Origin of the sequence: Yersinia rohdei ATCC 43380 (assembly GCF_000173775.1) — a bacterium.
GTDB classification, from domain to species: Bacteria; Pseudomonadota; Gammaproteobacteria; order Enterobacterales; family Enterobacteriaceae; genus Yersinia; species Yersinia rohdei.
The window spans coordinates 1-13,448 of record NZ_ACCD01000054.1 but is presented as its reverse complement, the minus strand read 5'-3'; the positions used below and the strand labels follow the sequence as shown (position 1 = coordinate 13,448).

Here is a 13,448-nt window from a genome sequence, read left to right as displayed (position 1 = left end):
ATTTGGAGGTGCAGCAAAAATGATATCAGGTGCATAACCGGTTGAATATTGACCGGTAAATTCATCATAGCACGGCTTATTTACCAATAAATTGATTCATATATAAAATGTGAAATTCACCGCGTTATGACCCGTATCACTGGGCGTGGGGGCTGTCGGCATAACCCTCTTAGAGGGGCATCAGCAGTATGCTAAGAGAGTGCGAATTTTAACCCAACACGCCGCCGGTGGGTTATTTATGTGATTGATATTCACCTCCACCGCGCTTGAGTGTATCCATTTTGTAACAATAATACATATCATTAAAAAGAGTGAAATAGATTGTTTAGCTCTTTGTTAATTAATGGAACTGTTAATAAGTCGAGAGCTGTAGTTATTTGGCAATCAAAATCACCAGAATTGGATAAATTAATAATTAATCACGTTAAGTTATTTATACACTCAGGGGTTTTCAGCTTTATTTTTTATAAAGTGACAATGACAATCTGGATTGTTAACCGATTTCAGGTAAGAATTTAGGTTAAGTGCAGTGTTAAAAAAAACATTTTTAGTCAATTGGTAACAGCATGAGAACTGATTTCAGCTGGTTTATTACACAAATTTTCACCTTTCATTCAGAACGCCACAAAGAACCCCTGCCGGCAAGGTTTTCGCGGGCTACATGACATTTTTAGTCGAAATATTTCTGCATTTTTAACTCTAAATTATTGCTTTTTTTACCCGCTACATTTACTTTTTTTGCCAATTTACTTATTTTATTTTTAAGTTAAATAGAATTTTAATTTTTTCATTAAATAACTAAAGTAAGTAATAAATAATTAAAGTTATTTTATTAATTAACTCTGTCTAGTTAATGATATTCAATTTCATTTACCGCCAAGATAATTACTACCTGACAGATTTGTTCTCTTCTGGCAATAAAATATGTTGCTGAAACGGTTTAAGTTCACAGATATTTCCCTTGTTCTAAATCAATCAATTTCAATTGATAAAGATCAAGTTATTTAAATTTGTAAGGTCACAAACTATTAACACAATATCCGTCATCTTCAATGTGTCGGTGTGTTGGCGACTCGCATTCACCCAGATAACTTACCCAGGTAAGCGCAGTGGGATTCTGTTGTTTGTCGCCTTCCTGCACTGTGATATCTGGCGGATATAAAACCATGTTTTCTTTATGGATATACCCGTCATCTATATCGGGTATATGAATGTAGAATAATAACAGGGGAAAAAAACATGCTTTCCCAGCATGGCGTTAACCGTCGTGATTTTATGAAACTTTGCGCAGCTTTAGCTGCCACCATGGGTCTCAGCAGCAAGGCTGCCGCTGAAATCGCCACTACAGTGAGCTCACCTGCGCGCCCTCCGGTTATCTGGATTGGCGCTCAGGAATGCACCGGCTGCACCGAGTCACTGTTACGTTCCACCCATCCAACCATTGAGAATCTACTGCTCAGTGTTATTTCAATGGAATATCACGAAGTGCTGTCGGCCGCCTTTGGTGAACAGGCAGAAGAAAATAAGCACCGGGCTATTGAGCAGTACAAAGGAAAATATGTGCTGGTGGTGGATGGCTCGATTCCACTGAAAGACGGTGGAATTTACTGCATGGTTGCCGGCAAACCTATTGTCGAGCATATCCGTGAAGCGGCGGAACATGCAGCGGCCATTATTGCCATTGGTTCCTGTTCTGCTTGGGGCGGCGTGCCTGCGACCGGCGGCAACCCGACCGGTGCTGTGAGTTTGCAAGAGGCGCTGCCGGGCAAAACCGTCATTAATATCCCCGGCTGCCCGCCCAATCCTCATAATTTTCTGGCCACGGTGGCCCACATCATCACCTTCCAGCGCCCACCCGCATTGGATGCCAAGAACCGCCCGACTTTCGCCTATGGCCGCCTGATTCATGAAAACTGCGAGCGTCGCCCGCACTTTGATGCTGGCCGCTTTGCTCGTCAATTTGGTGATGAAGGTCACCGGCAGGGTTGGTGTCTGTATCATCTTGGCTGCAAAGGGCCGGAAACCTACGGCAACTGCCCAACACTGGAGTTCTGCGATGTTGGCGGCGGGATCTGGCCGGTTGGGATTGGCCACCCTTGTTACGGCTGTAATGAAGAAGGTATCGGCTTTACCAAAGGTATCGCGCAATTGGCCAATGTTGAAAACCCCACACCGCGCGCGGAGAAACCGCTGATTAATAACCCTGAGGGGGGCAAGGTTTCGACCACTGCGACGGCGTTGCTTGGCGGCGTTGTGGGATTGGTCGCCGGTGTCAGTCTGATGACGGTGCGAGAACTGGGGCGGCAACAGAAACAGCGCCGTAAAGATGACGATCACTCATCGCGGGAGGAATAGCCGTGAACCGACGTCACTTTTTCAAATTAGCCTCCGGCAGTCTGTTGCTCGCGGGGCTGTCACCCAGTGCCAATGCTGAGGTAAAGAACCGGCCGCCGATCCCCGGTGCGCTGGGGATGCTGTATGACTCCACCTTATGTGTTGGTTGTCAGGCCTGTGTCAGCAAATGCCAGCAGATAAATCATAGCGAGTTTGCCGAACACGGCGAAGTCTATGCCAGCGGCGAGGCTATTTGGTCGAATAATGACAAGCTCAGCCCCTATACCAACAATATTATTCAGGTATGGACGAGTGGCGCTGGCATTCATAAAGACCAGCTGGACGATGGCTATGCTTACATCAAAAAGCAATGCATGCACTGCGTTGACCCCAACTGTGTTTCCGTCTGCCCGGTCAGCGCTCTGCGCAAAGATGCTAAAACCGGCATTGTCCACTATGACCCGGATGTCTGTACCGGCTGTCGTTATTGCATGGTGGGTTGCCCATTCAATGTGCCGAAATATGACTATGACAATCCCTTTGGCAAAATTCATAAATGCGAATTATGTAACCAGCCTGGGGTTGAGCGCCTGGATAAAGGTGGGTTACCCGGCTGTGTTGAAGTTTGCCCGACCGGCGCGGTGATATTTGGCACTCGCGAAGCATTGCTGGCAGAGGCTCAAAAACGGCTGACTTTGAAACCGGGTGAAAACTACCGTTTTCCACGTCAGACACTCAGTGCCAATGATACCTATGAGCATCCGGTGCCTCACTATGAGCCCCATGTTTATGGCGAGAAAGAGGGTGGCGGCACTCAGGTTCTGGTACTGACCGGCATTCCGGCCGAAAAGCTTGATTTGCCACCACTGGCAGATTTGGCCACCGGAGCGCGCTCTGAACATGTCCAGCACACCTTGTACAAGGGCATGATCCTGCCACTGGCGGTATTGGCGGGGGTCACCGCGCTGGTGCATCGCAATACTCGTGATGAGCGCCAAGACAGCGAACATGATGCTAAGCCGGACACGCAGGATAAAAAGGAAGGTCGCGATGACGATGCATAAATCTAGCCCACTGGGTGGGCGGCTGGTCAGTTGGCCGGTGATGCTGTTAGCGCCTTTCGTGGTGCTATGCGCGTTATTAATTGTCAAACGTTTGGTGCTGGGGTTGGGGTCGGTCAGTGATTTGAATGGCGGCTTCCCTTGGGGGATCTGGATTGCCTTCGACTTACTGGTCGGCACCGGTCTGGCCTGTGGGGGTTGGGCGCTGGCCTGGGCGGTTTATGTCTTTAATCGCGGGGAATATCACCCATTGGTGCGCCCGGCGCTGCTCGCCAGTTTATTCGGCTATGCATTGGGGGGCTTGTCGATAACCATCGACGTGGGCCGCTACTGGAATCTGCCTTACTTCTTTATTCCCGGCTACTTCAATGTTAATTCGGTGCTGTTTGAAACCGCGGTCTGTATGACGATTTATATCGGTGTTATGGCGCTGGAGTTTGCCCCGGCTCTGTTTGAGCGCCTCGGCTGGAAAGTGTCACTTAAGCGCCTCAATAAAGTCATGTTTTTTGTTATCGCTCTTGGTGCACTGTTGCCGACCATGCACCAGTCCTCAATGGGGTCATTGATGATTGCTGCTGGTGCCAAAATCCATCCGCTGTGGCAAAGCTATGAAATGTTACCGCTGTTTTCCTTATTGACGGCGGCCATTTTGGGCTTCTCCATCGTTATCTTCGAAGGCTCATTAGTGCAGGCGGGGCTGCGAGGGCGCGGGGCGAATGAAACGCCACTATTCATGCGTTTGACCACCATCATCGATATCTTTCTGCTGCTGTTTATTCTGCTGCGGCTCGGTGAAATTATCGTGCGGCACAAGACTGAATATCTGTGGCATTTTGACCGCTACTCGGTGGCTTTCTGGGCCGAAATTATCCTGATGGCTTTGCCATTACTGATTTTCCGCCTTCCAAAGGCCAGAAAAGACAGCCGCTTATTGTTTATTGGCGCGCTGTGCATGATTGGCGGCGCGGCGCTGTGGCGGCTTAATTACTCACTATTGGCCTTCAACCCCGGCGGCGGCTACAACTATTTCCCCACCACCAGTGAAATCCTGATCTCCATCGGCTTCGTCGCCATTGAGGTCTGCGCCTACATTTTATTAATTCGGCTGTTGCCGGTGCTTCCTGCTCACGGGCAGTTACATAAGAATAATCAATCAGAGGTAAAGCATGAGCCAACGCATCACCATTGATCCCGTTACCCGAATCGAAGGGCATTTGCGTATCGACTGCGAAATTGAAAACGGCAAAGTCATTAAAGCTTGGTCTTCCGGCACCATGTGGCGTGGCATGGAGGAAATTTTACAAGGTAACGATCCGCGCGATGCCTGGATGATTGTGCAGCGCATTTGCGGCGTGTGCACCACCATCCATGCCATTGCCTCGGTGCGGGCAGTAGAAAATGCCTTAGGAATGGAAGTGCCGGTCAATGCCCAGCATATCCGTAACTTGATTCTGGCAGCGCACAGTATTCATGACCATATTGTGCATTTTTATCAATTGTCGGCGTTGGATTGGGTGGATGTCACCTCTGCGCTACAAGCCTCTCCGCAAAAAGCGGCGGCGATGCTGAGTGGGTTGTCCAGTTGGCCGCTCAACAGTGAACAAGAATTCACTCGTGTGCAGCAGAAAATCAAAGATTTGGTCGCCAGTGGGCAGTTGGGTATTTTCGCCAACGGCTATTGGGGCCATCCGGCAATGGCATTGCCGCCGGAAGTGAATCTGATTGCGGTCGCGCATTATCTGCAAGCGCTGGAGTGTCAGCGCGATGCCAACCGCATAGTCGCGGTGCTGGGCGGCAAAACACCGCACATTCAGAACCTGGCGGTGGGCGGGGTGGCTAACCCGATTAATCTGGATATGCCAAGTGTGCTGAATCTGGAACGCCTGATGTTGGTGAAATCCTTTATCGACCGCCTGGGTAGCTTTATCGAGCAAGTTTACAAGGTGGATACGGCGGTGATTGCCGCCCATTATCCGGGCTGGCTTAATCTGGGCAAAGGGGCGGATTACTACCTGAGTGTGCCGGAGTTACCCATTGACCGCAAAGGAGAAACTTTCCTGCTGCCGGGCGGTTACTTGGCAAACGGCACTTTCCGACCTATTGCCAATCACAATGATCCCTACCTGATTAAGGGCATTGCCGAGAGTGGCAAACACGCCTGGTATCAGGACGATGAACCGCTGGCACCTTGGGAGGGCAAAACCAACCCCAAATACACCGGCTGGCAAGAAGATGGCAAATATTCTTGGGTGAAAGCGCCGACATTTTACGGCAAAACCGTGGAAGTCGGGCCACTGGCCTGGCTGATGTGCGGCATGGCCGCAGGACACGCACCGACCAAACAACATTTTAGTGACATTGGCGCGGCGTACCAACAGCTGAGCGGGCAGGCCATTACGGCAGAACAGTTACCTTCGACATTGGGCCGCATTATTGGTCGGGCGGTACATTGCTGTGTGCTGCATGAAACACTGGCCCAGCAGTGGAGTGCGTTGGTGACCAATATTGGCACCGGCGATGTTGAAACCTTTATAAAACCGGATATTCCATTGACCGGCGAAATCCGGGGCGTGGGTTTTGAAGAAGCGCCGCGCGGCATGCTGTCGCACTGGGTGGTGATAAAAGATGGGAAAATTGCTAACTATCAGGCAGTTGTGCCATCTACCTGGAATGCCGGGCCGCGAAACTTTAATGATGAACCGGGGCCTTACGAGCAAGCGCTGGTGGGAACACCGGTTGCCGATCCGGCCAAACCACTGGAAGTGGTGCGAACCATTCACTCATTCGACCCGTGCATGTCTTGCGCTGTACATATTGTTGATACAACGGGCAACGAAGTGACCAAAGTCAAGGTGCTGTAATGGGGATTTTGGTATTAGGTATAGGTAATTTATTACTCAGTGATGAAGCTGTCGGTGTGCGTTTGGTGGAAGCTCTGGAGCAGCGCTTTCATATCCCCGCCGGGGTTGAGGTGCTGGATGGCGGCACTGCCGGTTTGGAATTGATGGAAGCCATGGCAAATCGTGTGCATTTGATTGTTGCCGATGCGGTATTGACCGGGCAGCCACCGGGGTCGGTGGCGGTGCTGCGCGACAAAGAAATTCCGGCCATGTTTAGCCGCAAAGTATCGCCGCATCAGCTAGGGCTGTGCGATGTGCTGATGGCGTTGCAACTGACCGACGAGTTCCCGCGCCAGCTCACTTTAGTGGGGGTGGTGCCAGAATCTCTGGCACCGGGTATCGGCCTGACACAGACGGTTACGCGGGCCATTGAACCGGCGCTGGAACAGATTCTGGCGGCATTACAGGCCAGCGGAGTCACACTCAAAGCACGAGAAGAAAGCCATGTCTGACATTATTGCGATTGCAGAGAATCCACCCGCTATTGCGGGCCATACAGATAATCCGGCGGCCTTATTGGAACAGGTATTTGGCCAGGTCGCAGAGGATGAAATGCGCGGTTTGCCTTTTTATCGCGACCATATTCCGCTGCGAGCTTGTGGATTTCAATTATTTGAGCAGCAGTGGATTGGCGCGCTCTTGACCCCGTGGATGCTGAGTTTAGTGGTGTTGCCGGGGCCGCAGCAAAGTTGGCAACGTCGGGCCGTGGGTGAGCGCCTGATGCTGGCGTTACCTTGCGGCACTATTGGTTTTACGGTCAGTGAGATTGCCGGTTGCGGGCAATATTTGAGTCGCTCGCTGATGTCGCCGCTGGACACGTCGCTCAGTGCGGAGCAAGCGCTGCAACTGGCAGAGCAAAGTGCGCGTATGGCATTGTCACTGCCGGTGGTGGATGCCGACGCCCCCGCTAATCCACGACGGCGGGCTTTGTTTAATAAAGTCAGTCAACTGAAAAATTCCCATGCATGAAATCAGTTTGTGTCTCAGCGCACTGGATCTGATTGAAAAACAGGCGCAGATACAAGGTGCCAAACGCATAACGGCAGTATGGCTGGAAATCGGGGCGCTCTCTTGCATTGAAGAAAGCGCTTTGCGCTTCAGTTTTGCTGCCGCCAGCCGCCAGACTATGGCGGCGGGTTGCCAATTGCACCTCCGTTATTTACCCGCACAGGCTTGGTGCTGGGAGTGCAGCACCCGTGTCACTATTGAACGGCATGATGCCGGATGCCCGCATTGTGGCAGCCATGCTCTACAAGTAGAGAGTGGCAGCAATTTGCAGGTAAAACAGATAGAAGTGGAATAATCCTGAAGGAGTGAATTCCTATGTGTACGACTTGTGGTTGCGCCAGCGGCGAGAGAAAAATCGAGGGCGACGACACTTATAATCACGATAATCACCCGCATCATAACCATCATAATGATGAGCAGCACCAGGATCACCATCATGACCAGCACCTTCATCACGATGAGGGGCATCACCACGAACATCACCACCACGACGCCCAGCCGCAGCATATTCAGCATAAACATAAAAATAAATATGTCGCCAAGGGAGAGCAGCCGGTCATTGTTCATCATCACTATTATTATCATCAGGGCGATGTGCATCATCACTATCATGGTAAAGGGCCGCAACCGCGAGTCACCGCTGAACCTGAAGACACGGACGCGCCCGCCGCAGAATCTTTTGTCCCGCAAGTGCATAGCGACCAACAAGGGCTGCATTATGGGCAAGGTGAGGCCGGTTGCCATGCACCAGGGATGGGCCAGCGCCGCTTGCTGCAAATTGAACAAGACGTGTTGAGCAAAAATAATCACTTAGCTCAACATAATCGTGAGCATTTTGCTGAACAACATATTCTGGCACTGAATTTAGTCTCCAGCCCCGGCTCGGGGAAAACCACCTTATTGACCAACACGTTACAAATATTGGCTCAGCAACTACCTTGCGCCGTGATTGAAGGTGACCAGCAAACCACCCATGATGCCGAACGGATCCGGGCCACAGGAGTGCCGGCCATTCAGGTCAACACCGGCAAAGGTTGCCATCTGGATGCGCAGATGGTGCATGATGCCGCACACCGGTTAGAACTGGCCAATGACAGCCTGTTATTTATTGAAAATGTTGGAAATTTGGTTTGTCCGGCCAGCTTTGATTTGGGTGAGCGCCATAAAGTGGCGGTGTTGTCTGTCACTGAAGGGGAGGACAAGCCGCTGAAATATCCTCATATGTTTGCCGCATCCACCCTCATGATTATCAATAAAATCGACCTGCTGCCGTATCTGAATTTTGATATTGAGCAGTGCGTGGCATATGCCCGTCAGGTGAATCCGGGGATTCAGGTTATCGCCTTGTCAGCCACCAGTGGCGAGGGCATGGATTTGTGGCTGGAATGGTTGGAGGCGCAGCGATGTGCTTAGGCGTACCCGGAAAAATTGTAGCCGTCGGCGAAGATATCCACCAACTGGCCTGGGTAGAAGTCAGCGGGGTAAAACGCGAAATTAATATCGCGCTGGTGTGTGATGAATCCCCCGCCGATTTACTGGGCCAATGGGTTTTGGTGCATGTTGGCTTTGCCATGAGCTTGCTGGATGAAGCAGAAGCGCAACAAACTTTGGCGGCATTAGCGCATATGCAGGCGGTTGGCTTGGATCTGGATGACGTTCCCGGCGAGGCCCATAATGCGCTACGTTGATGAGTTTCGATCTCCGGCATTAGTGAGCGCCTTACTGGCACGGATCGAAACGTTACTGTCGCAGATCCCAGACTCGCAAAGTGTACCGCTGCAAATTATGGAAGTGTGCGGCGGGCATACTCATGCAATCTTTAAATTTGGCCTGGATCAACTGCTGCCGGGCGGGTTGGAGTTTGTCCACGGGCCGGGCTGCCCGGTGTGTGTGTTACCCATGGGCCGCATCGACAGTTGTCTGGAAATTGCCGCCCATCCGGAAGTGATTTTCTGTACTTACGGTGACGCGATGCGGGTGCCGGGGCGACAGGGTTCCATGCTGGATGCCAAGCGGCGCGGGGCGGATATCCGGGTGGTTTACTCGCCGCTGGACGCCCTGACACTGGCACAACAAAACCCTCGCCGCGAAGTGGTATTTTTTGGCCTCGGCTTTGAAACCACCATGCCCGCCAGCGCCTTAACACTGCAACAAGCCAAGCGACTCGGACTGACTAATTTCAGCGTGTTCTGCCAGCACATTACCATTATTCCTACCTTGCGCAGCCTATTGGAACAGCCGGATGTGCGGATCGACGGATTCATTGCTCCGGGCCATGTCAGCATGGTGATCGGCACCACGCCTTATGGTTTTATTTGCGATCAATTTCATAAACCGCTGGTGGTAACCGGCTTTGAACCGCTGGATATTCTACAAGGGCTGGTGATGCTGCTGGAGCAGAAGGTCAGTGGGCGCTGCGTGGTCGAAAATCAATACCGGCGTATTGTGCCGGACAGCGGCAATCTGTTGGCGCAACACGCACTGGCGGAGGTATTTACCCCAAAAGCCAGTAGCGAATGGCGCGGACTCGGCGAGATAGCCGACTCCGGTGCGCAGCTCAGCCCGGCTTATCAACAGTTTGATGCCGAACGGCGGTTTAGCCCCCAGCAGCATCGGGTGGCGGATGACCCGCTCTCCCGCTGCGGTGATGTACTGACCGGTCGCTGTAAACCCGATCAATGTCCTTTGTTTGGTAGCGAATGCACGCCAGAAAATGCATTCGGCGCGCTGATGGTTTCCTCCGAAGGGGCTTGTGCTGCTTATTATCAGTACCGGTAATTATCAATATCTATAATCAGGCCACAACATAATGAATAACAAAGAAATTACCCTGGCCCACGGCAGTGGTGGGCGGGCGATGCAAAGCTTGATTGAGTCACTTTTTTTGGCGGCATTTTCAAATCCAGCCCTCAATGAGCGGGAAGATCAGGCGCGCATTGATCTGGCGACGCTGACTGCAGGTGGGGATCGGCTGGCCATCTCGACAGACAGCTATGTTATCGATCCTATTTTCTTCCCCGGCGGTGATATTGGCAAATTGGCCGTCTGTGGCACGGCTAATGATGTAGCCGTCAGCGGGGCGACACCGCGTTATTTGACCTGCGGCTTCATTCTGGAAGAAGGCCTGCCAATGGCTGATTTAGAGCGCATTGTCCAATCAATGGCCGCTACTGCCCAGCAAGCGGGTATTCAGATAGTCACCGGTGATACCAAAGTGGTTCAGCGCGGAGCCGCCGACAAGATCTTTATTAATACCACCGGCATGGGGGTTATCCCGGCGGAGATCCAGTGGGGCACCACGATGATCCGGGCCGGTGATCGGTTAATTGTGAGCGGCACCTTGGGGGATCACGGAGCCACTATTCTGAATCTACGTGAAGGTTTGGGATTAGAGGCGGAACTCACCAGTGACTGCGCGCTGCTAGCGCCGTTAATTGCGCCCCTTCGCCACATGGCGGGAGTGCGGGCGCTACGTGATGCCACTCGCGGCGGTGTCACGGCTATCTTGCATGAATTTGCTGCTGCCAGTGGTTGTGGCATGGAAATCAACGAAGTCGCTTTGCCACTGAAACCGGCGGTGCGCGGCATTTGCGAATTACTGGGGCTGGATGCGCTCAACTTCGCCAATGAAGGCAAGCTGGTGCTGGTGGTTGCCCCAGAGGCGCAAGAGGCAGTGTTGGCCGAATTACATCGCCACCCGCTCGGCCAGGATGCCGCGGTTATCGGGCATGTCACCGAGAGCAAACAAGTGCGATTATGTGGCGCATACGGCGTTTCTCGCCGGTTAGATTTACCCCTTGATGAGCCATTGCCGCGCATTTGCTGATGATCTGCAATGCCAATGACGTTGGGGATTAAGTGCCGGAACAGGAGTTTGTTGTGGATGAAAATGGTTTAAGTCTGCGGATAAAGGGCAAGGTGCAAGGGGTGGGTTTTCGCCCCTATATCTGGCAACTTGCTCATCGTTTTGGCTTATATGGTGATGTCAGTAATGACAGCGCAGGGGTGATAGTTCACCTGTGGCAATCACCGGCAGTCGCGGATTTTTTACAGGCTCTGGGGCCAAATTGCCCGCCATTGGCGCACATTGACAGCATTATCACCGCGCCTTACCACTGGGCGCAGCCGCCGCAGGCGTTCGCTATCCACCATAGTGGGGCCGGGCAGATGGACACCCAAATAGTGCCGGATGCCGCCAGCTGTGATGCTTGTCTGGCTGAAATGAACGACCCGAGCAACCGCCGCTACCGCTATCCCTTTATCAACTGCACCCATTGCGGCCCGCGTTTTACTATTATCCAGCGCATGCCTTATGACCGACCCTATACCTCGATGGGCAAGTTCCCGCTGTGTCCGGCTTGTCAGGCCGAATATGACCATCCGGCAGACCGCCGTTTTCATGCCCAACCGAATGCCTGTGCGGATTGTGGCCCACAACTTTGGCTGACTGGTGCGAATGGGCAAGCCGTGGCGCACGGTGTAAGCGCATTGCAACAAGCCGCCGACGCGCTATTGGCGGGGCAGATAGTCGCCATCAAAGGACTGGGTGGTTTTCATTTAGCGGTTGATGCGACCAATGCTGGCGCAGTGGCCCGCTTGCGCCAGCGCAAACACCGGCCTTCCAAGCCGCTGGCAGTAATGTTGCCGGATATCAACTGGCTAGCAGCCTGTGTGCAAAGCAGCGAAATGACAGCGTTACTCCGCTTGCTGCGCAGCCCCGCGGCCCCAATTGTGTTGGTGACCAAACAGCCGCAAAGCCCAGTATGTGCACAGATAGCCCCAGATTTACCCGAAATCGGCGTGATGCTACCCGCCAATCCACTGCAACATTTATTGCTGCAACAGGTCGCGCGCCCTTTGGTCATGACATCTGGCAATGGCAGTGGCAAACCGCCCGCACTCAGTAATGAGCAAGCCCTAAGCGCCTTAAGTGATATTGCTGACCATTGGCTGCTACACGACAGGGATATTGTGCAGCGGGCCGACGATTCATTGGTGCGTTTCACCGCTCATGGGGCTGAAATGCTACGCCGCGCCCGAGGTTACGTGCCGGATGCTTTTGAGTTGCCACCGGGGTTTAGCCAACAACCGGCAATCCTTGCACTGGGGGCCGACATGAAGAATACTTTTTGCTTACTTCGTGACACTTCAGCCGTGCTGAGCCAGCATCTGGGCGATCTGGCCGACAGTGATATCGCACAGCAACAGCAGCAGTTATTAGCGCTATTTTGCGATATTTATCATTTCACCCCCCAGGCAATAGCGGTGGATGCGCATCCCGGTTATATCAGCCACCAATTAGGTAAACTCTGGGCGGCACAGCAAAATATTCCCTGTGTGGAAGTCCTGCACCATCATGCACATTTGGCCGCTTGTCTGGCGGAACATGGCTGGCCGCGTCAAGGTGGTGCCGTCATCGGGTTGGCGTTGGATGGGCTGGGATATGGCGCGGATGGCCAGCTGTGGGGTGGCGAATGCTTGCAAGTCGATTATGCAACTTGTGAATACGTGGGCGGCTTACCTGCGGTGGCACTGCCCGGCGGCGATCTGGCTTCTCGTCAGCCTTGGCGCAATTTATTGGCACAATTACAACGTTTTGTCCCAAACTGGCAACAGTACCCAGAAGCCGCTGCCATCCCGCAACCACAGGGAGAAATACTGGCCCGGGCTATTGATCGCGGAATAAATTCGCCACTGGCCTCTTCTGCAGGGCGGCTATTTGATGCCGTAGCAGCGGCACTTAATTGTGTGCCACAGGCAATAAGTTGGGAGGGTGAAGCAGCCTGCCGGTTAGAAGCATTGGCATGGCAAAGTACCAAAACCGCCCCGCCAGTCACTCTGCCGTTGCACCACAATAAACTGGATTTAGCCACTTTCTGGCAGCAATGGTTAGCTTATAAAGCCCCACCCGCCGAGCGGGCCTATGCGTTCCACTTTGCTTTCGCCCAAGGCTTCGCGACCTTAGCCCGACAAGCCGCCCAGCGTTCTGGCATAAAAACCATCGCATTGTCAGGAGGCGTGCTGCATAACCGCTTATTACGAGAATTACTTCGTGGGCAGTTACATGACTTCCAATTATTGATACCGCAGCGCCTGCCAGCTGGTGATGGTGGGCTGGCACTGGGGCAGGCACTCACTTTCCCCT

12 protein-coding genes are annotated in these 13,448 nt (G+C 52.6%); all 12 read left to right on the top strand.

What is annotated here, in order from left to right:
* Window positions 1-1,221: 1,221 nt before the first annotated feature.
* The gene (hybO, locus tag YROHD0001_RS00405) at window positions 1,222-2,355 is read left to right on the top strand and encodes a hydrogenase 2 small subunit (RefSeq protein WP_162484100.1); all 1,134 of its coding nucleotides are present in this window, start codon (window positions 1,222-1,224) and stop codon (window positions 2,353-2,355) included.
* A gap of 2 nt (window positions 2,356-2,357) precedes the next feature.
* Window positions 2,358-3,398, top strand: coding sequence for a hydrogenase 2 operon protein HybA (gene hybA, locus YROHD0001_RS00410; RefSeq protein ID WP_004716850.1), 1,041 nt, complete (start codon window positions 2,358-2,360; stop codon window positions 3,396-3,398).
* Window positions 3,385-4,584 carry a Ni/Fe-hydrogenase cytochrome b subunit gene (gene hybB, locus YROHD0001_RS00415; RefSeq protein WP_032818467.1) on the top strand — a complete coding sequence of 400 codons (1,200 nt, stop codon included), beginning with the start codon at window positions 3,385-3,387 and terminating at the stop codon, window positions 4,582-4,584. Before hybA ends, hybB begins: the two co-directional genes overlap by 14 nt.
* Entirely contained in the window at window positions 4,562-6,256 is a 1,695-nt protein-coding gene (hybC, locus tag YROHD0001_RS00420; protein ID WP_032818464.1) for a hydrogenase 2 large subunit, read from the top strand. Before hybB ends, hybC begins: the two co-directional genes overlap by 23 nt.
* Complete coding sequence (locus tag YROHD0001_RS0118925) at window positions 6,256-6,747, top strand: HyaD/HybD family hydrogenase maturation endopeptidase (RefSeq protein ID WP_032818461.1); 492 nt, start codon at window positions 6,256-6,258, stop codon at window positions 6,745-6,747. The genes hybC and YROHD0001_RS0118925 overlap by 1 nt, the downstream gene beginning before the upstream one ends.
* Window positions 6,740-7,264, top strand: coding sequence for a hydrogenase-2 assembly chaperone (gene hybE, locus YROHD0001_RS00425; RefSeq protein ID WP_042542308.1), 525 nt, complete (start codon window positions 6,740-6,742; stop codon window positions 7,262-7,264). The genes YROHD0001_RS0118925 and hybE overlap by 8 nt, the downstream gene beginning before the upstream one ends.
* Complete coding sequence (gene hypA / locus YROHD0001_RS00430) at window positions 7,257-7,598, top strand: hydrogenase maturation nickel metallochaperone HypA (RefSeq protein ID WP_032818458.1); 342 nt, start codon at window positions 7,257-7,259, stop codon at window positions 7,596-7,598. Before hybE ends, hypA begins: the two co-directional genes overlap by 8 nt.
* Before the next feature lie 20 nt (window positions 7,599-7,618).
* Complete coding sequence (gene hypB / locus YROHD0001_RS00435) at window positions 7,619-8,716, top strand: hydrogenase nickel incorporation protein HypB (RefSeq protein ID WP_004716845.1); 1,098 nt, start codon at window positions 7,619-7,621, stop codon at window positions 8,714-8,716.
* Complete coding sequence (hybG, locus tag YROHD0001_RS0118920) at window positions 8,707-8,991, top strand: hydrogenase maturation factor HybG (protein WP_032818456.1); 285 nt, start codon at window positions 8,707-8,709, stop codon at window positions 8,989-8,991. Before hypB ends, hybG begins: the two co-directional genes overlap by 10 nt.
* The gene (gene hypD, locus YROHD0001_RS00440; protein WP_032818454.1) at window positions 8,978-10,081 is read left to right on the top strand and encodes a hydrogenase formation protein HypD; all 1,104 of its coding nucleotides are present in this window, start codon (window positions 8,978-8,980) and stop codon (window positions 10,079-10,081) included. The genes hybG and hypD overlap by 14 nt, the downstream gene beginning before the upstream one ends.
* 31 nt (window positions 10,082-10,112) lie before the next feature.
* Window positions 10,113-11,129 (top strand): hydrogenase expression/formation protein HypE, encoded by a 1,017-nt coding sequence (gene hypE / locus YROHD0001_RS00445; protein WP_004716842.1) that lies wholly within the window; start codon window positions 10,113-10,115, stop codon window positions 11,127-11,129.
* 53 nt (window positions 11,130-11,182) lie between these two features.
* The coding region (gene hypF / locus YROHD0001_RS00450) for a carbamoyltransferase HypF (protein ID WP_032818470.1) at window positions 11,183-13,448 on the top strand (2,266 nt) is incomplete at its 3' end.